Origin of the sequence: Kitasatospora sp. NPDC058046, assembly GCF_042885595.1 — a bacterium.
Taxonomy (GTDB): Bacteria; Actinomycetota; Actinomycetes; order Streptomycetales; family Streptomycetaceae; genus Kitasatospora.
In genome coordinates this window covers 154,543-177,079 of the sequence record NZ_JBHVRS010000005.1, presented here as the reverse complement: position 1 = coordinate 177,079, position 22,537 = coordinate 154,543, and the positions used below count along the sequence as shown (strand labels likewise).

Below are 22,537 nucleotides of genomic sequence, written 5' to 3'. Positions count from 1 at the left end.
CGGCTCCTCGGAGGACACCGTCACCGATCATCCGCCACGGTGCGGGGTTCCTCCACCCGTGCCCGGCCATCCGGCGGCGCCGTCACCGGCGACGGGCCGCCGCCCCCGGGGCGCTCAGTGCCCGCAGGCCCACCAGGCGTCGGCCGCCGCCTTCTCGGCGAGCCCCCGCAGGTTGCGGACCGCCTCGGCCGGGTCCTCGGCCCCGTACACCGCCGAGCCGGCCACGAACACGTCCGCGCCCGCCTCCGAGCAGCGCTCGATCGTGCTCGCCGCGACGCCGCCGTCCACCTGGAGCCACAGCTCCAGGTCGTGCTTGGCGATCAGCTCCCGGGTGCGGCGGATCTTCGGCAGCATGATGTCCAGGAAGGCCTGGCCGCCGAAGCCGGGCTCGACGGTCATGATCAGCACCATGTCGAGCTCGGGCAGCAGGTCCTCGTACGGCTCGATCGGGGTGCCGGGCTTGAGCGCCATCGAGGCGCGGGCGCCCTTGGCGCGGATCTCGCGGGCGAGGCGGACGGGCGCGGCGGCGGCCTCGACGTGGAAGGTGACCGAGCCGGCGCCGGCCTCGACGTACTGCGGGGCCCAGCGGTCCGGGTCCTCGATCATCAGGTGGAGGTCGAGCGGGATGTCGGTGGCGCGGGCGAGCGACTCGACCACCGGGACACCGAGGGTGAGGTTGGGCACGAAGTGGTTGTCCATGACGTCCACGTGCAGCCAGTCGGAACCCCGGACGGCCTCGGCCTCGTCGGCGAGCCGGGCGAAGTCCGCGGACAGGATGCTGGGGTTGATCTGGGCCATGACCGACTACCTTCGTACGAGGGCTTGCGAGGGCTCGGCGCCCCCGGAACGGGCACCTCATCCCATCATCCCGTGCCGTACCGCCGCCGACCGCACGGCGCCGCCCCCGCGTGACCGTCATCACACCCCCTCGGGGGTTACCGGGGCCTTCCCCGTGGTCATCAGCCCTTGTACGGTCCACGCACCTGCCAGGTGAACGGTCCACGCTCCTGCCGCGTGAACGGTCCACGCATCCGCCGCGGCTCCCGCCGGGCCGTCGTCCCGACCAGCCGAGCGCCCCGGCCCGCCCGGGGCTCCGTCCGAGGAAGGTCCCTCGATGACCGATCTCGTCCACCCCGCCCGCGCGTTGTGGTGGCTCTTCGAGCCGGTGCACGCCGTCACCTACTTCCTGCCCGAGGGCCGATCCGCCTTCGAGGAGGCCGGTCTGCACGGCCGCCTGCACGGCTACTTCGCCACCCGCGCGGCCCCGCTCGGCGCGGTGGACGCCCCGCCGGTCACCGCCGCGTTCTTCAACTTCGCTCCGGCGATGGTCGAGCGGGCCCTGCCGGAGGTGTGGAACCACGCGAGCCCGGAGGAGGCGCTGGCCGTTCGGCTGAAGGCCTCGGCGACGATTCTGGGCCGGCTACTGGAGCACGTGGACAAGAACCAGGTGGAGCTGGTCGCCGAGACCCTGGAGCAGGCCGCCACCCGGCTGGACTGCGCCGGCCGGGTGCTGGCCGCCGCCAACGCCGCGCTGCCCCGCCCGAGCGGCCTCTACGAGCGGCTCTGGCAGGCCGCCACCGTGATGCGCGAGCACCGCGGCGACGGCCACGTGGCCGCCCTGGTGGCGGCCGGGCTGGACGGCTGCGAGGCGCTGGTGGTCCGCTGCGCGATGGACATGCGGCGCGAGATGATCCAGCCGCTGCGCGGGTGGACGGACGCCGAGTGGGAGGCGGCCGCAGAGCGCCTGGTCGAGCGCGGCTGGCTGACCGCCGAGGGGACGGTCACCGAGCTCGGCCGGATCCGCCACCAGACCCTGGAGGCCGCCACCGACCTGGCCGCCGCCCGGGTCTGGGACGACTACCCGCGCGCCGAACTCGACCGGCTGGCGGCGGCGTTGAAGCCGATCTCGGCGCTCTGTCGCAGCGAGCTGCCGATCAACCCGATGGGGCTGCCGGACAACCAGTGACGGCCGGCCCACCCGGTCCGCCCGGCCCGCCCGGTCCGCGACGTCGGGCCGAGGACGCCGCCAGGGTCCGTCCGCGGCCTCAGGACGAGAGCGCCCCGGGCGGGCCGAGCACGATCGCCCGCCCGGCGTAGAACCGCCCGAACGACCGCCACGGCACGCGCGCGAAGGCCTGCGACTCCCCCGGGAACCCGGAGGGGTTGTGGACCAGCAGCGCCGTGTCCGTGGCGCCCACCGCCAGCACCAGGTGCCCGCCGCGCCGCACCGGCTCCGGCCCGTACGGCTCCCGGATCGACGGGTGCACCGAGACCATCACCAGCCGGCCGCCGACCACCTCGGCCGACACCTCCTCGGGCGTCAACTCCCGGGCCCGCGCGGCCAGTCCCCAGCGCCGCTCGACGTACCCGGCGAACGGCGCGTGGATCAGTCCGCGCAGGCCGTCGCCGTCCCGCAGGTACGCGCCGGCCGCCAGGCACTCCTCCGCGAGCGCCATCGCCGCCGGGTTCACGCCCCACCAGTGCGCCAGTGCCATCCGCAGGCAGGCCACCCCGCACAGCCGCCAGGACCACCACGCGTACTCCTCCGCGCTGGCCGCTCCGGACTGCCCCCAGCGCGGGTCGGCGGACGCGTCCAGCCGCCCGTCGACGATCTCCCGCACCAGCTCCGCCGACTCCCACTGCGCGCGGTACGGCACCTCGTGCACCACCCGTACCGGCCGCGTCGGCGCCTCCGGCCGCGCGTCGCCCCGATCCACCATCCCCCGACGCTCTCACGGCGCGGCGGCCGGGCGGCTCACGACACTCCCTGCGCGGCCGTACTCAGGCGCCGGGCCCGGCCTCGGCCGGCTCCACCCCACCGGACTCCGGCTCCCGGTAGGCCAGCCGCTGCGACGCCCGCCGGCCGCGCGCCTCCAGCGGCAGCGAGCCGGTGGCACCGGCCAGGCCGAACGGCGGCATGTCGAAGTAGATCGCCTCGTACCCGCCCTGCGGCACGATGTACGTCTCGTGCCAGAGCCCGACGTGGCCGCGCGTCTTCCCATGCCGCAGCTTGCGGTTGACGATGCCCCACACGGTGTGGTGGAAGCCGTCCGGCGCGCTCGCGTAGCCGTACAGCTTCTCCTTCGACTCCCAGTACTGGACGACGTAGTAGGTGCGCGGCGAGGCGGTCAGCAGGACGCGGCCGCGCAGGCCGCGCTCGGGGGCGCGGCGCAGCTCGTACAGCATCCGGAGCATCGAGAACATCACCGGGCCCCAGTGGTGCACGGCCCAGAAGCGGTTGATCCGCATGCCGATCAGCAGCACCACGGTGTCGCCGGTGGCGGCGGCCGTGGTGTAGCCCGGCTGCGGCTTGGCGAACAAGGACATCTCTGCCTCCCGTGCCCGTGCCGATGTAATCGGTGATTACATCAGCGCGGAATGGCCCGGTCAAGGCTCGTCCAGCGCACAATTCGGTTACGGCGAAGGGTGGTTGGCGATCCCCTGGCCGAAGGTGTCCATCACCTGGCAGGCCAGCTCCTCCGCCGCCGCGGCCGGCAGGTAGCCGTCCAGGATCATCTGCGCCAGCCCGTACACCAACGCCTGCCCGGCCAGCCCGACCAGCGCCGGATCCCCGGGGCGCAGCAGGCCCGCCTCCTGGTCCGCGACGATCAGGTCCGTGAACACCCGGTCGATGCCGTCCAGCCGCTCGCTCAGCTCCGGGTCCCGCGCGGCGGCGAACACCCGCGAGCGCACCAGCTCGAACCGCCGCGGATGGCGCAGCACGTACCGGACGACCCCCAGCCCGATCGCCCGCATCACCGACCTGCCGTCCGGCCCGGCGGCCGCCACCTGGGCCTCCTGCCAGCGCACGAAGTCCGCCAGCACCCGGTCCGCCAGCGCGGTCAACAGCGCCTGCCGGTCGGCGAAGTGACGGAACGGCGCCCCCGCCGACACCCCGGCCCGGCGCGCCACCTCCCGCACGCTGACCTTCTCCTGCCCCTGCTCGTCCAGCACCTCGAACGCCGCCGCCACCAACGCCTCCGGCAACGCCCCGTGGTGGTACGCCCCCCGGCCCCCGCCCCGCTTCCGCGCCCGCTCCTGCTCCCGCTCCCGCTCCCGTTCCTGCTCCCGCTCCCTCATGCCTGCCTTGCTACCACAGCCGCGCCCCCGGCCAGGCCGTCTCCCACGGCCGCCGGGGGCGCGACGGAGGCACCGGCCGAAGCCGGGGCGCGGGAGGACTACCAGGCGTAGTCCTCCGGGGCGGGGCGGTGGCCCGGGAAGAGCTCGTCGAGGTGGTCGAGGGTCTTCTGGTCGAGCTTGAGGTCGAGCGCGCCGACGGCGGCGTCGAGGTGGGCCCTGGTGCGGGGGCCGATGATGGGGGCGGTGACGACGGGGCGGGAGAGGAGCCAGGCGAGGGCGAGGTCGGCGGGGTCGGCGCCGAGTTCGGCGGCGAGGTCCTCGTAGGCCTGGATGCGGTCGCGGTGCTTGGCGAGGAGTTCGCTCGCGAGGGCCATGCCGCTGCGGTCCCGGGTGCCCTCGCGCTCCTTGCGCAGGACGCCGCCGAGCAGGCCGCTGCGCAGCGGGGACCACGGGATCAGCCCGAGGCCGTAGTGCTGGAGGGCGGGGACGACTTCGAGTTCGACCGCCCGGTCGAGCAGGTTGTAGAGGGACTGCTCGCTGACCAGGCCGAGGAAGTGGCGGGCGCGGGCGGTCTCCTGGGCCTGGGCGATGTGCCAGCCGGCGAAGTTGCTGGAGCCCACGTAGACGATCTTGCCCTGGGCGACCAGGACCTCCATCGCCTGCCAGATCTCCTCCCAGGGCGTGGCCCGGTCGATGTGGTGCATCTGGTAGAGGTCGATGTGGTCGGTCTGGAGGCGGCGCAGGCTGGCCTCGACGGCCTTGCGGACGGCGACCGCGGAGAGCCTGCTCTCGTTGGGCCAGTCCCCCATGTCGCCGTAGACCTTGGTGGCGAGGACCGTGCGCTCGCGGCGGCCGCCGCCCTTGGCGAACCAGCGGCCGATGATCTCCTCGGTACGCCCGCGCAGCCGGCCCTCGCGGTCGCGGCCGTACGTGTTGGCGGTGTCGAAGAAGTTGATGCCGTGCTCGTGGGCGGCGTCCATGAGGCGGTGGGCCTCGGCCTCCTCGGTGTGGGGGCCGAAGTTCATGGTGCCGAGGCAGAGGCGGGAGACGGTCAGGCCGGTGCGGCCGAGGTGGGTGTACTCCATGGCGCCCCACCCAAGACCACACCGGCCCCGCTGTCCAGCACATTTGGGGGGCGTGCCGCAAGCTGGCGGATCACCGCCCGTGGGTGGCGAACTTCCGTACGGCGAGCGGCATGCAGCCCGCGAGCAGCACGGCGCTCCAGAGCAGCGCGGCGAGCACGGCGTGCTGCGTCGGCCAGGCGGAACCGGCCGCCGAGGGGTTGCCGAACAGCTCCCGGCAGGCCTGGACGACGGAGCTGACCGGGTTCCAGTCGGCGAGGAACCGCAGCCAGCCGGGCATGCCGCCGGTCGGCACGTAGGCGTTGGTGACCATCGCCAACGGGATCACCGCGGCGGACAGTTGGCCGGCTGCCTCCTCCCTGCCGATGGTCAGACCGAGCACGGTACCGACCCAGGTCATCACGAAGCGGAAGAGCAGCAGCAGTGCGAACGCCCCTGCCGCGTCGGCGAGTCCGTGCCGGACGCGCCAGCCCGTGGCGAGCCCGACCAGCGCCAGCAGCGCCAGGACGACGACGCTGACCAGCAGGTCGGCGAGGGCCTGCCCGAGCAGCAGTCCGGTGCGGGAGACGGGCATGGAGCGCAGCCGGTCGGTGACCCCGCGCCCGACGTCGCGGGCGGCGCCGACCATGGTGGGCATGACGCCGTTGGTGGCCACCATGGCGAACAGGCCGGGCATCAGGAACTCCCGGTAGCCGCCCCCTCCGGGGACCTGCATGGCGCTGCCGAAGACGTACCCGAAGACCACCACCATCACCACCGGCACGCCCAGCGAGGCGGCCAACAGGCCGGGCGAGTGGCGGTAGTTGAGCAGGACGCGGAGCATCGAGGTCCAGGTGCCGGAGGCGAGCCGCCGGGCGGTGGACGGGCGCGGGACGGCGGACGGGCGCGGGGGCGCGAGTGCGGCGGCGGTCATCAGGCGGCCCTCCCGGCGTCCGCGGACTCCTGGGTGAGCGCGAGGAACACGTCGTCCAGCGAGGGCACCCGCACCGCGACGTCCTCGGCGACGACCCCCGCGCCGTCCAACTCCCTTACCAGCGAGGGCAGCAGGACGGACACGCCGGGCGTCGTCAGCACCGTGACGGTCCGCTCGGCGACGTCCACCCGCGCGTCGCCGCCGGTCATCGAGGACAGCACCACGGCGGTGGCGGCGAGCTGCCCGGGGTCGGCCAGGGTGACGGAGACCTGGCTGCCGATCGCGGCCTTGAGCCGGTCCGGCGGGCCGGTGGCGATGGCGGCGCCGTGGTCGATCACCACGATGTCGTCGGCGAGCCGGTCGGCTTCCTCCAGGTACTGGGTGGTGAGCAGCACGGTGGTGCCGGCGTCCGCCAACTCCTTGACGGTGTCCCAGATCGCCTGCCGGCTGCGCGGGTCGAGCCCGGTGGTGGGCTCGTCCAGGAAGAGCACCGGCGGGCTGGTGACCAGGCTGGCGATGAGGTCGAGGCGCCGGCGCATGCCGCCGGAGTAGGTGCGCACGAGCCGGTCGGCGGCCTCGGTGAGGTCGAAGCGGGTGAGCAGTTCGTCGGCGCGCTCCCGGGCCCGGCGGGCGCCGAGGTGGTGCAGCCGGCCGAACAGCCGGAGGTTGTCGCGGCCGGTGACGCCCTCGTCGACGGCGGCGTGCTGCCCGGCGAGGCCGATGGCGCGCCGGACGTCCTCGGCGGCGCGGACGACGTCGTGTCCGGCGACCCGGGCGGTGCCGCGGTCGGGGGCGACCAGGGTGGCGAGGACGCGGACGGCGGTGGTCTTGCCGGCGCCGTTGGGGCCGAGCAGGCCGCAGACGGTGCCGGCCGGGACGGTGAGGTCGAGGCCGCGCAGGGCCTCGGTGGCGCCGAAGCGTTTCCGCACGCCCGTCATCTCGATGGCGGGCGCCGCGCCGGCGGCGGGTCGGGCGGTGTCGGACATGGCTCTGCCCTTCTCTAGGTACAGCGTACGTAGAAGCGCGCTTGGGCGTCATCGTACTACGTACGCCGTACGTATCTAAGATGGGAGGGCGAGGTGATCTTCCAGTGCCGTCCAGCAAGTCCCCCACCGGCCCCGACCAGCCGGAACAGTCGGAACAGCCCGACAGGCCCACGCCCCCCGAGGCCCCCGAAGTGATCTGGCTGCGCCCCGAGCGCACCGGCCGCGGCCCGCGCCCGGCCCACAGCCGGGACTCGATCGCCGCCGCGGCCATCGCGATCGCCGACGCCGAGGGCCTGGACGCGGTCTCCATGCGCCGGGTCGCGGCGGCGCTCGGCGCGGGCACCATGTCGCTCTACAACTACGTGCCGAAGAAGGAGCACCTGCTCGACCTGATGCTCGACGCGGTCGCCGGCGAGTACCGCTTCCCGCCCGCGCCGAGCGGCGACGTCCGGGCCGACCTCGCCGACCTGGCCCACCAGCAGCTCGGCCTCTCCCGCCGCCACCCCTGGCTGCCCGCACTGGTGCTGGTCCGCCCCAGCATCGGCCCCAACGCCCTGCGCTACACCGACCACTTCCTCGCCGTCACCGCCCCCACCGGCCTCGGCGGGGGCGCCCGGATGGAGGCGATGGCGCTGTTCAACGGCTTCGTCGGCCAGTTCGCCCAGTACGAGCAGACGGCCGCAGCGGGCGCCAAGTGGCAGGCGGAGCTGGTCGGTTACCTCGGCCAGGCGGCGGCGAGCGGCGAATTCCCGCACCTGGCCCAGGCGTTCGCCACCACCGGCCCGCCCGCCGACCCGGACCGGGCCTTCGACCGCACCCTGGACCGGGTGATCTCGGCGATCCTGGCGCCCGCCGAAGGGGGCGCCCAGGAGACAGTCGAAGGGGGTTAGGCCACCGCCTCCCTCGGCAGCACCCCGGCCACCCGACCGTCCACCAGGACCATGACCGCCCGGTGCGTCCTCCCGAGCGCCGTCCGCGCGTCGGCCGCCGACTGCCCGACGCCGACCGTCGGCAGCGCCGGCCCGATCAGCCCGCCCAGCGGGTCGCCCGGCTTGGCGGCGCCGTCCGCGAGCGCCGCCGCCAGCGCGGCCCGGGAGACCGAGCCGACCACCTCCGTCGCGGCCACCCCGTACGGGCGCGCCGCCCGCGCCAGCACCGCCGGGGCCACGCCGCCCGGCGCACCGCCCAGCGCCTCCAGCGCGTCGCCCACGGTCGCGCCGGCGGCCACCGTCACCAGTGGCGCGGCGGCGTCGAGCAGCGGCCGCAGGCCGTCCGCCGCCTCCTCCAGGAAGCCCCACTCCCGCATCCACGCGTCGCTGTGCACCTTGGACAGGTAGGAGCGCCCCGAGTCCGGCAGCACCACCACGACCAGGTCGTCCGGCCCGAGCCGGCGCGCCACCCGCAGCGCCGCCGCCACCGCCGCGCCGGAGGACGGGCCGGCCAACAGGCCCTCCTCGCGGGAGAGGCGACGGGCGGCCAGCAGCGCCTCGCGGTCCGGGATCCGCTCGTAGGAGTCGATCAGCTCCGTACGCAGGGCCTGCGGCATGCGGTCCTCGACCGTGTCGGGGTGGAGGTAGTGCCCGATGCTCTCGACGTACCACGGGCTGCCGTCGCCGCCCCCGTACGTGGAGGACTCCGGGTCCGCGCCGACCACGGTCACGGCGCCGCCGGAGGTCTCCTTGAGGAAGCCGCCGGTGCCGATGATGGTGCCGCCGGTACCGACGCCGGCGACGAAGTGGGTCACCCGGCCGCCGGTCTGCTCCCAGATCTCGGGGCCGGTGGTCCGGATGTGGGCGTCCGGATTGGCCAGGTTGTCGTACTGGTTGGCGAGCCAGGCACCGGGGATCTCCTCGGCCAGCCGCTGCACGACGTTGAACAGGTGCCTCGGGTCCTCGGCCGGCACGGCGGTCGGCGCGAGGACGACCTCCGCCCCGTACGCCCGCAGGATGTCCGACTTCTCGGCCGACGACTTGTCGGCCACCCCGGCGATCACCCGGTACCCGCGCTGCCGCCCGACGATCGCCAGGCCGATGCCGGTGTTCCCGGAGGTCGCCTCGATGATCGTCCCGCCCGGCTTCAGCAGGCCGTCCCGCTCGGCGGCCAGCACCATCGAGAGCGCGGCGCGGTCCTTGACGCTGCCGCCGATGTTGAGGAACTCGGCCTTGGCGTAGATCGGCGCGGCGATCCCGGCGCCGAGCCGGGCCAGGCGGATCAGCGGCGTCCCGCCGATCGCGTCGAGGACGGATTCGTGAACTGCGGCCATCGTCGGCCCCTTTCGCTAGCACTGTCAGCCCGAGCCTGCCCAGGCCACGGGCTCGGTAGACGGTAGCGACACCGTTCCTCATCCGGCCGAAACATTGTCCGACGGCCGGGATCGGGTACGGGCCGGTGCGAGCAGGGACGGGCCGGTGCGAGCAGGGACGGGCGGGCGCAAGCGGGGACGGGCGGGCGCAAGCGGGGACGGGCGGGCGCAAGCGGGGACGGGTCGTCGATCAAGCGGGCAGCCGGCGGGGTCCCCCCGGGGTCCTCCCCCGGTTCCGGCGCCGCACCGCCTCCGCCGCGAGCAGCGCCGCCGGGACGGCCGCGGCCGGCACCGTCCACCACGGCAGGCCGGTCACGGACGCGAGCACCGAGGGCACTCCGCAGGCGAGCAGCGTCCACAGGACGAGCGACCGGGCGAGGTCGAGGGTGACGTCGCCGGGGCGGCCGGTGAACCGTAGCGCGCCCAGGACGGCGGCGAGCACGGCCAGCAGCGCGGCGAACGTGCCCACCCCGGCGGTGAACTGCCCCTCGTCGCGGGGCTCGTCGTACGAGGCCTGCGCGACACCGGCCCGTTCCAGGCGCATCACCCGGCCGCGCCACACCGTGCCGTCCACCCGGTCTCCGGGCTTCAGTCCGTCCAGCAGCGGCCCGCCGTCGGCGAACCCCACCTCGCCGCTCCAGAACGGCGCGCCGTCCAGCGTCGCCCGGAACTCGGAGCTCTTGCCCGCGTTGCGGACGACCGTGCCGCTGACGGTGAACGGCACGGTGCGCACGCACTCCTCGACCCCCGCGCCCGGGCTCCCGGCCGGGCAGGTCACGGCGGCCGTGTACGAGCGGTACCGCTCGGCGTCGTCCGGCAGCACGACGGTGAACACGTACCAGGCGGCCGCCGCCGGGGCCAGCGCCGCGACGGCGAGCAGCGCGCCGCCGGTACGGGTCCATGGTGAGGGACGGTGGGTCATGACGGTTCTCCCCCCGGTCCGGTGCGCGGCCGGAACCCCCGGGTCGCCGTCGCCGGGGCGTGCCGCCCCGCCCCTTCCGGGGTCGGACGGTACCGGGCGGCCGGAACGCCGGACGGTGTCGCGGTTCTCGGAGTCGGTCCGGAGCTCGCCGAAGCCCCGTGAGCGATGCGTACGGCCTGAGCGGGTCCGCGCGAGGGCCGGCGGGTACCCAGCCGCGGCCGGGCCGGCGGCGCGCCGGCGGACCTCGCGTCGAGCGCCACGCACACCACCCCCGGACCGGCTCGCGGACACAGCTGTCCCTCGATCGCCGACCAGGCTTCCCGGCACTCCTTCGCGCACGCTACCGGACTCCGGCCCGGCCTGGCACGCCGGTTCGCCAAGGCGCCGGGCGAGCAACCCCCCTCCAGGGCCGGCGCGATCGACCGGGCAAGTCCTGGCACTTCGGCAGGACTTCTCCGTTCCCGCCGGTTGCCCGGCGGGCGCTCAGCCGGCGGCCTCCCGAACCGGCGGGCGGAGGAGGGCGAGGCGACTGGCGGTGCGGTCGAGGTCGCGCATGAGGGTGGAGCCGGTGGCGAGGCCGGCGAGCGGATCGGCGCCGATCAGGACCAGGCGGACGTCGCGGTCGCAGCAGACGTCGACCAGGTTGGCGAAGCGCCGACGGCCGTCGGGGGACGCCTCGGTGAGCGGTGGGACGCCGTCGAGGACGACGGTGGGGAAGCGGTCAACGAGTGCGAGGTAGTCGGCGACGGAGGTGAGGCCCTCGCACAGCTCCTGGAAGCCGAACCACACGTGGTCCTCGCGGACCGCCCGGGCCGACAGCTCACGGCGGTGGGCGGCCACCGGACCCGCTTCCTCGGGCCGGGGCGGGGTGAGACCGGCCGAGGGCTCGTCGCCGGGGCGGAGACGGGCGCCGAGGTCGAACCCGTGAGCGCGCTCCGACCGGGGCTGCCGCCGGAAGTCGACCGGCCCGGAGACGTCGAGCACGTCCATCCGCTCCTCGATCAGCCTGATCGTCGGCTCGAAGAGGTGGTGGTACAGCGGGTCGGGCATCAGCCCGGCGGGCGGGTAGTTGGACGTGGTGACAAGGGTGATCCGCCGGTCCAGCAGGGTGCGGAGGAGACGGGCGACCAGCATCGCGTCACCCGCGTCGTGGGCGTGGAACTCGTCGAAGACGAGGATCCGGCAGTTGCCGAGCAGCTCGTCCACGGCCCGGTCCACCGCCGCGCCGTCCGCGCTCCGGCTCTCGGAGTGGTGGGCGACACCCTCGTGCAGTCGGCGGAAGAAGTCGTGGAAGTGCAGCCGCCGCTTGCGCGGGGTCGGCAGCCCGTCGAGGAAGGTGTCCACCAGCCAGCTCTTGCCGCGGCCGACCGGGCCCCAGAGGTAGAGGTGCCGTGGACTGCGGCGCAGCCGCCAGGCCGGGTGGGCCAGCTCGCCGGCCAGCCGACTGAGTCGTTCGACCGGGAGCTCCTGGGCGGGGTCGAGCGTGAATCCCTGCTGCCCCGCGGCCCGGTGGAAGTGCCCGCGCATCGCCTCGTACTGGTTCCGCACCCCGTCCGTCACGGGTCCGGACCATAGCAGGGCATCAGAACCGTCGGGATCACCGGGAGTTGCCCGGTCCGCGGCACCGCCGAAACACCGGCGCTCCGGCGGTTCGACCACGGTATTCCGGCGCTCCACCGCCGGCCGGAACAGCCGGGGCGAATATGACGCCCAGTCATCGGAAAGTCACGCATTTCCGTGCCGGACGCACACCCGCGATATTCGCGGCCCGATTCCCGCGGACGGATCCCCGTAGTCGGTTCGTCACGCCGCGCATTCGCTCCGTCCGGAATTCCGCGCGCGAAACGCGGCCCGCGCGGGCCTTCGGGCAGGGCGTCCGGTCAGGACGTCCGGACGGGGCGCGGACACCCGGGCGGCCGGCCCGGCCCCGCTAGATGTCGAGAGCGGCCTCGATGCGCTTGAGACCGTGCCGGGCGAGCGCGAGGTTGGCCCGCGAGCGGTCCAGCGCCAGGTAGAGGAAGAGCGAGCCGTGACCGCGGGTCAGCGGGCGGATCAGGTGGTACTGGGTGCCGAGGGTGATCAGGACGTCCTCGATGACATCATCGATCGACAGCGCGGCCAGGGCGCGTATCTTCGCACGAACGACCTCGGTGTTGGCGGCGGCCGCAATCTCCAGGTCGAGCTGCTGCCCCCCGCCGAGGAACCCGAGTGACATACCGCTCTCGTGGTCGGCCACGGCCACTCCGATGGCCCCCTCGATGGCCATCGCGTCCTTGAGTGCCTCGTCAATGTTCATGCGCTGTTCGTCCTTTGCGTGACTTCCGGGCAGAACTCCCGTGTGCGGGAACAAAATAGCAAGAAGCCGCCGGTTGTGGTCGCCTCGTGAAAATGATGGAATAAAGTACGCTGCCGGGGTTCAGAACGTGAAGGGGTACTGGTGCGCGCACTCGACGCTTCCCTCTCCGATGTGCTCGGCTCCCCCGGAGTGGTCGGTGCCGCGCTCGTCGACGCCGTCACGGGTCTCAGCTACCAGTCCGCCGGGGACCACCGGCTGCTCGGGACCGGGGCCGAACTCGCCGAGCTGACCAACCTGATCGGCGAGCGGCTGTACGAGGCAGGGGCGGAGAGCGAGTTGGAGAGCCTGGTGGTCACCAGCACCCGCCATCACCAGGTCGTCCAGGTGGTGTCCCGGAAGGGCGACCCCCTGCTGCTGGCCACCGTGCTGGACCGGGAACGGACCAACCTGGCACTGGCCCTCCGCCAGACCGCCGACCGCGCGCAGGACTTGCTGGCATGACCGACCCGTCCCACGGCACGGCGCCGCCCGCCGGGCCCGCGACTCCCACGACGCCGGCTCCACCCACCGCGCGCAACGTGCCCGCGCTGCTGCTCGCGCTGCGCCGGACGGAGTTCACCGGCTCGGTCACCGTCTCCAGCGCACCGGGCGGCACGATCCACCTGGAGCAGGGTCTGGTCGCGGCGATCGAGACCCCCGGGGCCCCGACCGCCGCGACCCTGCTGCTGAAGTCCCGGCGCGTCGGCGAGGAGGAGTGGGCGTCCGCCGAGACGGCCGCGTCCATCGGCCGACCGACCGACGCTCCCCCGACCTGGGGCGGCGACCTCGGCGCGGCCCTGGTGGCTCAGGGGTCGATCGGCGCCGCCGAGCTCGAAGCCGTCTGCGCCGCCGCCGCCTTCGACGGGGCCTTCGCCCTGGTGCTGAGCCCGCCCGGCAGTTGGGAGACGGCCGAGGCGGCGCCGCCTGCCAGGATCGCGCTGCGCCCGGGCATCGAGCCGGAGCGGCTCTTCGAGGAGACCGCCCGGCGGACGGCCCTGCTGACCCGCCTCTGGGGACCGCCCGGCGAACTGGCCCGCATCCGGATCCGTCCTGCCGCCCGGGCCGAGTCCGGCGCGCTGCGGATCCCGGTCCGCTACCGGGAGATCCTGGCCGCCGCCACCGGCCGCCGCACCGCGCGCGACCTCGGCTTCGCCCTGGGACGCGGTGTGTTCGCCGTGCTCCTCGACGTCGTACGGATGGACGCCCGGCACCTGCTCCACCGGGAGCCGGCTCACCCGGGGCCCCTGGCACCGAGCGTGGCCCCGCGCACGCCGACGAGCGAACCGCCGCCGGCCGACACCGGGCCGCTACCGCGCCGCGTCCGCAGCGGACGCGGCGCGGGTGGTCCGGGCGGCCCCGGCGGCCTGCCCGCCCGATCCGAGGGAGCGGCGGCCGCTTCCGACGGTCCACCGAACGCACACCGCGCCGAGCACACCGCGCGTACCGAGACGACCGAGCAGAGCGAGAAGAGCGCACCATGAGCAGCCAGACACCGACCGCCGTGCTGGTCGACGAGTTGAAGTCCCTCCGCGACCGGGTCATGGGCATCTCGGAGAGTGTCGTCTCCACCACCGACGGCCTGTTGGTGGCCGCCGACACGGCCGCCGTCCACCCCGAGTCGGCCGCCGCCCTGTCCGCCGCCATGCTCGGCCTCGGCCGGCGCACCGCGGCCGAGGTCGGCGTGGGCGGCCTGCGCGACGTGGTCACCCGCTGCACCAGCGGCTACGTCGTGGTGCTGGCGATCGGGGAGCAGGCGCTGCTGATGATTCTGGGAGACGAGGGCCTCGACATCGCCGGCCTGCACCGCGAGTCGCCCGCCACGGTCCGCCGCCTGAGCGAGCTGCTCGGAATGGTCCCCGCGGTCTAGGCCCTCTCGTTCGGATCATGCCAGGCGCGCGGCGTGATCCGGAAGAGAGCGCCTGGTCCCGACGCCGTCGGGTTACCGACCGCTGCGGCCCCGCTTCCCCAGTCCCTCGGTCAGGGTGGCCCAGAAGCCCCGGCGCTGCGGCCGCTCCTCGGCCGCGGCGCCGACCGGCGCCCGCAGCGCCGGGCCGTCCGGCACGATGCCCTGGGCCCGGGCGGCCACCAGCCAGCTCGGCAGCTCGGTGAGCAGCAGGTCGTACAGCTCGTCGTCGGAGACCGTCCGGGGGTCGCGCCCCAGGTGGACGAAGCCGGCGTTGTCGATCGGCCGCTTCTCCGGGACGGGCAGTTCGTCCAGCTTCCGCAGGAAGTCGAACTGCCGGCTGTCCGGGTCGCCGAAGCCGATGAACTGCCAGAAGATCGGCAGCGTCGCCGCCTCGCAGAGCTTCTTCTCCGCCGCGGGCTTGCTGATCGGGCCGCCGTCCGTCTGGAACAGCACGAAGGCCGGGTCCGTGGCCCCGCTCTCCCGGTAGTGCCGGATGACCGCGTCCATCGCCAGGTGGTAGCTGGTCCTGCCCATGTGGCCGAGGCCCGCGACGATCCGGTCGATCCAGCCCGCGTGGTCCTCCAGGGCGATCTCGGCCTGGGCGTCGACCTCGGTGGAGAAGAAGACGACCGGCACGGTCCCGTCGTCGTCCAGGTGGGCCGACAGCCCCAGGACCCGGTCGGCGAGCGCCTGGACGCTGCCGTCCTTGTAGTAGGGCCGCATCGAGCCGGAGTAGTCGACCACCAGGTACACCGCCACCCGCTGGCCGTTCAGCCCGCGCCGCTCCACCGAGGCGCCGGCCGTCTTGTAGAGGCTCACCAGTGCGGGCGCGCTCTGCTCGACCTTGCTCAGACTGACGGCCATGTGTCGCTCCCTCGCTCGCTGCGGCAGCCGGGCTGCCGGGGCGCGTGATCGTCAACGCGCTCCGGACACTGTGCGCGGCGGACGGCGGTGAGGGCAAGCCGTCCGCCCGGCCCGGCCGCTCACAGGCCGTTCGGGTGCCCCGACAGCCACCCGGCGTGCCGCTCCTTCAGCCGGTCCCGCTCCTCCGTCGACGCCAGGTAGACGTCCGCCCCGCCGTCGTACGGGTGGTAGAGCCGCCGCAGGCCGGGGCCGGCGAGTCTGCCACATCCGTCCCACCCGTCCCGGCCTGGTGAAATCCCCTCGTCAGGGGCGCCGGGCTCCCGTAGCGTGGTTCGGTCGATCTTGAGGGCGGAACTGGGCAGAACGGGGCACCACATCATGCAGCAGCACCAGGGCTGGGCCGACGAGCGCTTCGGCGCCGTCGCGGACGTCTTCGCCGCCAACTTCGCCGGGTTCCCCGAGCTGGGCGCCGCCGTCACGGTGTTCGTCGGGGGCCGGAAGGTGGTCGAGCTGTGGGGCGGCACGGCCGACGAGCGCACCGGGCGGGCCTGGGCGCAGGACACCCTCGTGCCCGTCTTCTCCTGTGCCAAGGGCCCGGTGAGCATCAGCGCCCACCTGCTCGCCGAGCGGGGCCGGCTCGACCTGGACGCGCCGGTCGCCCGCTACTGGCCGGAGTTCGCCCGCAACGGCAAGCAGGACGTCACCACCCGGATGATCCTCGGCCACCGGGCCGGCATCCCCGCCCTGGACGCGGTGCTCTCCTTCGAGGAGGTCGCCGCCTGGGATCCGGTGGTCCGGGCGATCGAGGCGCAGCAGCCGCTCTGGGAGCCGGGCACCGCGTACGAGTACCACGGCCATGTGCTCGGCTTCGCGGTCGGCGAGGTGATCCGCCGGATCACCGGGCTGACCCCGGGCGCGTTCCTGCGCAAGGAGATCGCCGAGCCGCTCGGCCTGCCGGTCTGGATCGGCCTGCCGGAGAGCGAACTCCCCCGCCTGGCCCGGCTGGTGGAGGCCGAGGGCCGCCGTCCGATGCCCGGCCCGGAGCACCTGCTGACCCGGATCGTCACCATGAACGGCGCCCTGGTCTTCCCCGGCCTGGACGTGCCGCACGGCTGGAACGACCCGGCGCTGCACGCGATCGAGCTGCCCGGCGCGGGCGCCGTCGCCTCCGCCACCGGCCTGGCGGGCCTCTACGCGGCGGCGGCCACCGGACTGGACGGCGCGCCCCGCCTGCTCTCGCCCGACACCGTGACCGGCGCGGTGCGCGAAGTCTCCTCCGGGGCGGGCTTCCTGGGCTTCGACATGGGCGCCCGCTGGGGCTCCGGGCTGCTGCTCGACTCCCCGGCCTTCCGCCCGCTGCTCGGCGCGCGCAGCTTCGGCAACGACGGCGCCGGCGGCCAGTTCGCCTTCGGGGACGACGAGTTCGGCGTCGGCTTCGCCTATGTCGCCAACCGGATGATCGGCCACGGCGATGCCCGGGCGAACCGCCTGATCGAGGCGGTGCGCGAGTGCCTGGGCTGACCGGCTTCCTCCCGCTCGTCACCGTCCTGGCCACCACCGGCGGCCTCGGCGAGCTGCGCTACGGCGCCTCGCTGCCCGAACTCGCCGTCCACTACGGCGATCCGTGGGACGGCGGCGGCATCCACCGGGGCGACCGGTGGCCGCACGCCTTCTGCTGGGGCGACGTGCGGACGGTGTTCTGCCGCTGCCGCCGGCTCCACTCGCTCTCCCTGCCGGTCTGGCAGGGCGAGCTCGACCTCCCGCAGCCGGGCGGCGGTTCGGCGACGCTCGACACCCACGTCTCCGAGGCCGACCTGATGGCGGCGCTGACCGCCACCGGCCACAGCTGGCAGACGGTGACGTACGAGAACCTCCCGGACCAGCGGAACCTGCTGTTCTCGCCGGCCGAGGAGGTCCGGGTGGAGCTGGTCCTGACGAACCGGGCGTCCCAGGACGAGCCGCCGCTGGAGGCGTGGGCGCTGCACAAGGCGTTGCTGTGGGGCTACGAACACCTCGACTGCCCCGAGCCCGACCGCTCCCTGCCCGACGACGGCTGGGGCGCGGCCGGGCCGTAGCGCGGCGGCGAGCCGTTCCGTCCCCTGCTCGGAACGGCCCACCGCCGGCGGCGGTCCACCGTCGGACGCAACCCGCCGACGGCCCCCGCTACTTGAGCAGGAAGTCGTACACCGCCTGCCGCCCGGCCGGGTCGGCCGCCCGGGTCTGCACCGAGTGCGCCGCACCCGGGACGATCACGACCTGCGGGTCGTGCGCCAGCTCCGCCTGCTGGTACAGCCACTCGTTCGGCGTGGACAGGTCCCGGTCGCCGCCGAGCAGCAGCACCGGCACGTTCGGCAGCCTGCGGTGCGCCGGCGGGATCGGCGGCACCTGCTCGCGCGGCCAGTCCAGGCAGACCAGTTGGCTGCCGAGCCCGGTCGCGGTCGCCGCGTCGTACGGCCAGGTCTGCTCGGCGGTCAGCCGCTGCCGGGTGCGCTCCAGCGCCGCCGCCCGGCCCGCGACCGGGGTGTCCGTGCTGCCCCACGGGAAGCGCGAGTCCGCGCAGACGGTGGCGGCGTGCAGGCCCTGGCTGAGCGCCTCGGCCGGGGCCGCGTCGTCCCGGTGGACGGTCTCGATGAAGGCCTGGAGCTTGGCGGGCTGCCCGCCGGCGGCCTCGTGCAGCGCCTCCGGGACCCCGCCGTAGTTCGGGTCGGTGAACTCGTAGCTGGTGAGGGCGTCCAGGACCTGCGCCCCGTTGCCGTACCGCCGGACGGTGGCGGCCAGGTCGGCGGCCGGGTCGGTGGTGCAGCCGGTGGCCTGGCAGGCGGCCCGCAGCACCCGGGCACTGGCGGGCAGCGCGGCCAGGTCGAGCGGGTCGTAGCCCTGCTGCGGCACCACCGAGTCGAGCACCAGCCGGGCCACGTGCGCCGGGTGGGCGAGCGCGTACCGCTCGGCGACGAGGGTGCCGTACGAGACGCCGTCGAGGGTCAGCCGCCGGTCGCCGAGGGCGCCGCGCAGCCGGTCGATGTCGGCGACGGTGTCCGCGGTGCTGTAGAACCGGGCGTTGGGGCCCAGGGTGGCGGCGCAGTCGGCGATCGACTGCTTGCGCGGCACGGCGAGGTCGGAGGAGCCCATGTCCTCCTGGAGGCCGGGGCACTGGAGCGCACGGGCGCCGGTGCCGCGCTGGTCGTACATGACCAGGCGGTAGTCCTTGAGGACGGGCGCCATCTTGCCGGCGATCCGCTTCATCAGCGGGACGCCGGGCTGGCCGGGGCCGCCGGTGAGGAACAGCAGGTCGCCCTTGGGGGCCGCGGTGTTCCCGGCGACGGCCACCACGAGGTCGAGGGTGCCGGGGACGGCGCCGCTGTGGTCGAGCGGGACGGTGAGGGTCCCGCAGGTGAACTCGGGCGCGTCCGGGCAGGGCGCCTGCCCGGTGATCCCGCCGCCTGGCCTGGCCGTGGCGGGTGTGTCGGCCGTGGCGGCCACGGGAGTGGCCAGCGTGGTGCCGGCGACCACCGCGACGGCGCCCAGCAGGGCGGCGATGCGGCCGCGCGTGCTCGTCATGTGAGTCCTTCCGCTCGCACCGCGTCCGTACTGACGCGGGCACGGAAGTAGCCTGCGCCCGGGACGACGGCGAAGGCGAGCGGTTATCCGGGGATTCGACCAGGGGCGAATCCCCGACGGAGCCAGCGACGGTGACGCACCGTCACATCAATCGCGGAAGCCGCGGCAGTCTCAGAGCAGCGCCCGCGGCAGCACCACCCGCACCCACTCCTCCGGCTGCGACAGGTGCGGGGCGTGACCGGCGCCGCCGTACAGGTGGCGTTCCGCCTTGGGCAGGGTGAGGTCGATGAGGTCCAGCACCTCGCCGAACATCGGCGCGCTCTCGTCGCTCTGGGTGAGCAGCGCGGGCTCGCCGAAGCGGGCGAGCCCGATGAGGTCGAGGTCGAGCGCGTCCGGGTCGCGCAGCTCGTCCAGGTAGGTGGGCGCGTTGCGGATGTAGCTGTGCCGGACCGGCGCGGGCAGCTGCTCCCAGGCGCCGGGGCCGAAGGCGAGGCTGTCCACGTACAGTTCGGCGGCGGCCGCCGACTCGGCCTGTTCCAGCAGCTCCCGGACGGCGGCGATCCGGTCGGCGAAGCCGGTGCCGAGCGGTCGCAGGTCCGGGTCGGCGAGCAGGATGCCGGTGCCCGGCGGCTCGTGCACGGCGATCCCGCGCAGCAGGTCGGGCCGGGCGGCGGCGAGCCGGAGGACGACCAGGGCGCCGTAGGAGTCGCCGTAGGCGAAGGCGGGCGCGAGGCCCAGCTCGTGGATCAGCCCGGCCAGGTCGGCCGCGTCCTCGTGCACCGAACCCTGGGTGAGCGGGTCCTCGCTGCGGCTGTGCCCCCGGCGGTCGTAGGCGACCGCGGTGGTGGACTCCGCCAGGCCGGGCAGCACCCGCGCCCAGGAGTCCGCGTCGCTCCAGGAACCGTGCACCAGGACGACGCCGGGGCCCTCGCCACGGGCCTCGTAGTGCAGCGCCACCCCGTTCACCCTGATCTCGGCCATCACGAGTCTCCCGGTCTCGGCGGTGCTCCCCCACCAGACTGACACAACCACCCGAAAGGGTCAGGTCCGTCGGCGGTGGGGCATCGCCACCACTCTCAGCTCATCGCCCGCACCGGCGGCTCGTCCCGCGTCCCGTCCTCCGCGACCACCGTGAACCGCTCCGCGTCCGACACCGACAGGTCCACCGGATAGAGCGACGCGGTGTCGTTGACGTCCAGCACGGCGCTCTGCCGCCCGGTCGCCGCCTCCACCCTGGTCACCCGGCCCCGGGTCATCGCCCACACCGAGCCGCCGTCCACCACCAGGCCGGTCACCTGGTCGTCCAGCCCCGCCGTCCACCGCTTGCCGCCGTCCGTCAGCGAGTACGCCAGCAGCCGGCCGGTGGCGGTGCGGCTCGGGTGCTTGCCGCCGCTGATGCCGATGTCGCCGGGCTTCTCCCCCGGTACGACGAACAGGTCCCCGACCACCACCCCGCCGAACAGCGGCCGGGCGCTGAACTCGTCGAAGGCGTGCAGCCCGCCCAGCATCACGTCCAGGTCGTACTCGTCCCCGGCGACCGGTATCACCGCCCGCTGCCGGCCGGTCCGGTCGTAGCTGAGCACCGCGTGGGTGCCGCGCTCGGCCTGGGCGTCCACCCACACCGCGAGCGGGTCGACCGAGACCACCGCGAGGTTCTTCAGCCCGCCCGCCGCGGGCAGCGCGATCCGCCGCTGCTCCCGGCCGTCCGCCGGGGCCAGCGAGCGCAGCACGGGCGGCGCGGCGCCGCACTGCGCGACCGTGACGGCGTCCCCGGGCCCGCCCGCGACCTGCAGCGGGGTGCAGCCCGGGTCGGCCGTGCCGCGCCAGACGTCCCGGCCGTCGGCCAGCCGTACGGCGCGCCAGCCGGCCTTCTCCTGGAGGAGGGCCTGCTGCCCGGCCACCGCCACCACGTCCGGAGTCGCGTCGTCCCCGTCCCGGGCGGGCGCGTCCACGGCGGCGGTCCAGCCCTCCCTGCCGTCGGAGAGGTCGAGCGCGGTGACGGCGGCGCACGGCTTGTCGTGCGGCGCGTGGCCGATCAGGCCGAGGGCGCCGCCGCGGCCCGTGCCGTCAGGCCCGGTCGTCCGGCTCATCGCGCACACCGTGTCCTCCCCGGGCGGGGCCCAGTGCCAGGCGACGGCCCCGGTCGTCCGGCGGTACGCCACCACCAGGTCCGGCCGGGCCCGGACCACCAGGTCCCCGCTGGTCCAGCTGCCCACCGCGCGGATCGTCGACGGCCGGTCCAGCGGCGCCTTCCAGGAGTCGTTGAGGCCGTCCCCGGCGAAGCCGACGAAGATCCCGAGCCCCAGTACCGCCCCGACGGCGGCCGACGGGAACCCGGCCCTCGGGTGGATCAGCGCCCAGACGAAGCCCGCGCCGCAGGGCATCAGCCCCAGGATGCTGATGATCCCCATGTACGCGAGGCTGTCGCCGCCGAACCCGTTCGCCGGGCCGAACAGCACCGCCAGCCCCATGCTCGCGAACAGCGCCCCCAGCACCCCGCCGGAGACCACCATCCAGGTCTCCCGGTCCCAGGCGGACCACACTCCCCACTTCGCCCGGACGACACTGTCCTCGGGCCGAACGGCCATGCCGGTCTCTCCCCTGCGACGCGCCGCCCACCGCGTCGGGGCGACGATCATCGGATCGTCGCAGAGCGCGCCATGATCCGGAACAAAGAGCAGGGAAAACCCCGGCCATGACCCGCACATACCGGGCCCGGGGCGCCGGTGGCACCTGCTGTCCACGGCGCGCGCCGGGCGCGGAAATCGATTGCCCGCCCCTGGGCCGCTGACTAGCGTTGCCCGGCATGACCACGCCATCCACCACCCCCGACTGGCGCACCGCCAACCGCGCGAACTGGGACGAGCGCGTCCCCGTCCACGCCGCCGGCCCCTTCTACGACCTGCCCGGCTTCGTCGCGGGCCGTGACACCCTCCAGGACTACGAGCCCGCCGAGGTCGGCGACGTCACCGGCCGCACCCTGCTCCACCTCCAGTGCCACCTCGGGCTCGACACCCTCTCCTGGGCCCGCCGCGGCGCCGTCGTCACCGGGCTCGACTTCTCCGCCCCGGCCGTCGCGGCCGCCACCGACCTCGCCGCCCGGATCGGCGCCGCCGACGCCCGCTTCGTCACCTCCGACGTCTACGCCGCCGCCGAGGCGCTCGACGGCCGGACGTACGACATCGTCTACACCGGCTTCGGCGCGCTCTGCTGGCTCCCCGACCTCACCCGCTGGGCCCGGACGGTCGCCTCGCTCATCACCCCCGGCGGCTTCCTCTACCTCGCCGAGTACCACCCGGTGGCCGACGTCCTCGCCGACGACGGGCGCGGCTTCGCGGAGGACTACTTCGAGCGCACCCCGATCGTCGTCGACTACCCCGGCACCTACGCCGACCCGGACGCCCGGCTCGACTCCACCGTCACCGTCCAGTGGCAGCACGGCCTCGGCGAGGTCGTCACCGCCCTGGCCGACGCGGGCCTGCGCCTGGACTTCCTCCACGAGCACGCCCACGCCCACTTCCGCGTCCCCGCCGGCGCCCCCGCCCCGCAGACCTACTCCCTCCGCGCCACCCGGCCCCGATGACCCCGC

The 22,537-nt window shown here is 74.6% G+C and carries 23 protein-coding genes and 1 pseudogene; 8 read left to right on the top strand and 16 right to left on the bottom strand.

All coding sequences use genetic code 11. The features are described from left to right. Window positions 1–114: 114 nt before the first annotated feature. Window positions 115–798, bottom strand: coding sequence for a ribulose-phosphate 3-epimerase (gene rpe / locus ACFVU7_RS13075; protein ID WP_049649291.1), 684 nt, complete (start codon window positions 796–798; stop codon window positions 115–117). 316 nt (window positions 799–1,114) lie between these two features. Here rpe and ACFVU7_RS13070 point away from each other — a divergent pair, with 316 nt between their 5' ends. Then, window positions 1,115–1,966, top strand: a complete 852-nt coding sequence (locus tag ACFVU7_RS13070; protein WP_049649292.1) for a hypothetical protein — start codon at window positions 1,115–1,117, stop codon at window positions 1,964–1,966. A 79-nt stretch (window positions 1,967–2,045) separates the two neighbouring features. Here the strand turns inward: ACFVU7_RS13070 and ACFVU7_RS13065 are convergent, their stop codons facing one another. From ACFVU7_RS13065 to ACFVU7_RS13040, 6 genes are all read right to left on the bottom strand, one after another. After that, on the bottom strand, window positions 2,046–2,720 hold the full coding sequence (locus ACFVU7_RS13065) for a C39 family peptidase (protein WP_388045055.1): 675 nt from the start codon (window positions 2,718–2,720) through the stop codon (window positions 2,046–2,048). A gap of 61 nt (window positions 2,721–2,781) precedes the next feature. Further along, window positions 2,782–3,321 (bottom strand): DUF4188 domain-containing protein, encoded by a 540-nt coding sequence (locus ACFVU7_RS13060; RefSeq protein WP_388045231.1) that lies wholly within the window; start codon window positions 3,319–3,321, stop codon window positions 2,782–2,784. A 93-nt stretch (window positions 3,322–3,414) separates the two neighbouring features. Then, complete coding sequence (locus ACFVU7_RS13055; RefSeq protein ID WP_388045054.1) at window positions 3,415–4,080, bottom strand: TetR/AcrR family transcriptional regulator; 666 nt, start codon at window positions 4,078–4,080, stop codon at window positions 3,415–3,417. 98 nt (window positions 4,081–4,178) lie between these two features. After that, window positions 4,179–5,165, bottom strand: coding sequence for an aldo/keto reductase (locus tag ACFVU7_RS13050; protein WP_049649295.1), 987 nt, complete (start codon window positions 5,163–5,165; stop codon window positions 4,179–4,181). Between the two features lie 70 nt (window positions 5,166–5,235). Beyond that, window positions 5,236–6,075, bottom strand: coding sequence for an ABC transporter permease (locus tag ACFVU7_RS13045; RefSeq protein ID WP_388045052.1), 840 nt, complete (start codon window positions 6,073–6,075; stop codon window positions 5,236–5,238). Then, entirely contained in the window at window positions 6,075–7,061 is a 987-nt protein-coding gene (locus ACFVU7_RS13040) for an ATP-binding cassette domain-containing protein (protein ID WP_388045051.1), read from the bottom strand. The genes ACFVU7_RS13045 and ACFVU7_RS13040 overlap by 1 nt, the downstream gene beginning before the upstream one ends. 104 nt (window positions 7,062–7,165) lie before the next feature. Between ACFVU7_RS13040 and ACFVU7_RS13035 the strand changes: the two genes are divergently transcribed. Then, window positions 7,166–7,951: a TetR/AcrR family transcriptional regulator gene (locus ACFVU7_RS13035; RefSeq protein ID WP_234348181.1), complete on the top strand. Its 786-nt coding sequence runs from the start codon at window positions 7,166–7,168 to the stop codon at window positions 7,949–7,951. Here ACFVU7_RS13035 and ACFVU7_RS13030 read toward each other — a convergent pair. The 4 genes from ACFVU7_RS13030 to ACFVU7_RS13015 all read right to left on the bottom strand — a co-directional run bounded on the left by ACFVU7_RS13030 (window position 7,948) and on the right by ACFVU7_RS13015 (window position 12,581). After that, window positions 7,948–9,324, bottom strand: a complete 1,377-nt coding sequence (locus ACFVU7_RS13030; protein ID WP_388045050.1) for a pyridoxal-phosphate dependent enzyme — start codon at window positions 9,322–9,324, stop codon at window positions 7,948–7,950. The genes ACFVU7_RS13035 and ACFVU7_RS13030 overlap by 4 nt on opposite strands. Window positions 9,325–9,553: 229 nt before the next feature. After that, entirely contained in the window at window positions 9,554–10,285 is a 732-nt protein-coding gene (locus ACFVU7_RS13025; RefSeq protein WP_388045049.1) for a hypothetical protein, read from the bottom strand. A 483-nt stretch (window positions 10,286–10,768) separates the two neighbouring features. Beyond that, window positions 10,769–11,845, bottom strand: coding sequence for a cell division protein ZapE (gene zapE, locus ACFVU7_RS13020; protein WP_388045048.1), 1,077 nt, complete (start codon window positions 11,843–11,845; stop codon window positions 10,769–10,771). A gap of 370 nt (window positions 11,846–12,215) precedes the next feature. Continuing rightward, window positions 12,216–12,581, bottom strand: a complete 366-nt coding sequence (locus ACFVU7_RS13015) for a hypothetical protein (protein WP_049654214.1) — start codon at window positions 12,579–12,581, stop codon at window positions 12,216–12,218. Between the two features lie 141 nt (window positions 12,582–12,722). Between ACFVU7_RS13015 and ACFVU7_RS13010 the strand changes: the two genes are divergently transcribed. The 3 genes from ACFVU7_RS13010 to ACFVU7_RS13000 are packed head-to-tail and all read left to right on the top strand — an operon-like array spanning window position 12,723 to window position 14,487. After that, window positions 12,723–13,082 (top strand): hypothetical protein, encoded by a 360-nt coding sequence (locus ACFVU7_RS13010; protein WP_387966792.1) that lies wholly within the window; start codon window positions 12,723–12,725, stop codon window positions 13,080–13,082. Continuing rightward, window positions 13,079–14,101, top strand: a complete 1,023-nt coding sequence (locus tag ACFVU7_RS13005; RefSeq protein WP_388045046.1) for a hypothetical protein — start codon at window positions 13,079–13,081, stop codon at window positions 14,099–14,101. Before ACFVU7_RS13010 ends, ACFVU7_RS13005 begins: the two co-directional genes overlap by 4 nt. Then, window positions 14,098–14,487, top strand: coding sequence for a roadblock/LC7 domain-containing protein (locus ACFVU7_RS13000; RefSeq protein WP_049654211.1), 390 nt, complete (start codon window positions 14,098–14,100; stop codon window positions 14,485–14,487). The genes ACFVU7_RS13005 and ACFVU7_RS13000 overlap by 4 nt, the downstream gene beginning before the upstream one ends. 192 nt (window positions 14,488–14,679) lie before the next feature. Here ACFVU7_RS13000 and ACFVU7_RS12995 read toward each other — a convergent pair. Beyond that, a pseudogene (locus ACFVU7_RS12995) lies at window positions 14,680–15,390 on the bottom strand (vWA domain-containing protein); the annotation flags it as partial. Between the two features lie 119 nt (window positions 15,391–15,509). Beyond that, window positions 15,510–15,770, bottom strand: coding sequence for a hypothetical protein (locus ACFVU7_RS12990; protein WP_049654209.1), 261 nt, complete (start codon window positions 15,768–15,770; stop codon window positions 15,510–15,512). Between ACFVU7_RS12990 and ACFVU7_RS12985 the strand changes: the two genes are divergently transcribed. Beyond that, window positions 15,769–16,911, top strand: a complete 1,143-nt coding sequence (locus tag ACFVU7_RS12985) for a serine hydrolase domain-containing protein (protein WP_388045045.1) — start codon at window positions 15,769–15,771, stop codon at window positions 16,909–16,911. The genes ACFVU7_RS12990 and ACFVU7_RS12985 overlap by 2 nt on opposite strands. Then, the gene (locus ACFVU7_RS12980) at window positions 16,899–17,465 is read left to right on the top strand and encodes a hypothetical protein (protein WP_049654207.1); all 567 of its coding nucleotides are present in this window, start codon (window positions 16,899–16,901) and stop codon (window positions 17,463–17,465) included. The genes ACFVU7_RS12985 and ACFVU7_RS12980 overlap by 13 nt, the downstream gene beginning before the upstream one ends. An 88-nt stretch (window positions 17,466–17,553) precedes the next feature. Here ACFVU7_RS12980 and ACFVU7_RS12975 read toward each other — a convergent pair whose 3' ends face one another. From ACFVU7_RS12975 to ACFVU7_RS12965, 3 genes are all read right to left on the bottom strand, one after another. Then, entirely contained in the window at window positions 17,554–18,948 is a 1,395-nt protein-coding gene (locus ACFVU7_RS12975) for an alpha/beta fold hydrolase (RefSeq protein WP_388045044.1), read from the bottom strand. Window positions 18,949–19,119: 171 nt separating this feature from the next. Continuing rightward, a complete protein-coding gene (locus tag ACFVU7_RS12970) occupies window positions 19,120–19,929 on the bottom strand; it encodes an alpha/beta fold hydrolase (RefSeq protein WP_049654204.1) in 810 nt (269 codons plus the stop codon). A 95-nt stretch (window positions 19,930–20,024) separates the two neighbouring features. Beyond that, complete coding sequence (locus ACFVU7_RS12965) at window positions 20,025–21,536, bottom strand: PQQ-binding-like beta-propeller repeat protein (RefSeq protein WP_388045043.1); 1,512 nt, start codon at window positions 21,534–21,536, stop codon at window positions 20,025–20,027. Window positions 21,537–21,754: 218 nt separating this feature from the next. Between ACFVU7_RS12965 and ACFVU7_RS12960 the strand changes: the two genes are divergently transcribed. Further along, on the top strand, window positions 21,755–22,531 hold the full coding sequence (locus ACFVU7_RS12960) for a class I SAM-dependent methyltransferase (protein ID WP_387966785.1): 777 nt from the start codon (window positions 21,755–21,757) through the stop codon (window positions 22,529–22,531). Window positions 22,532–22,537: the final 6 nt, after the last annotated feature.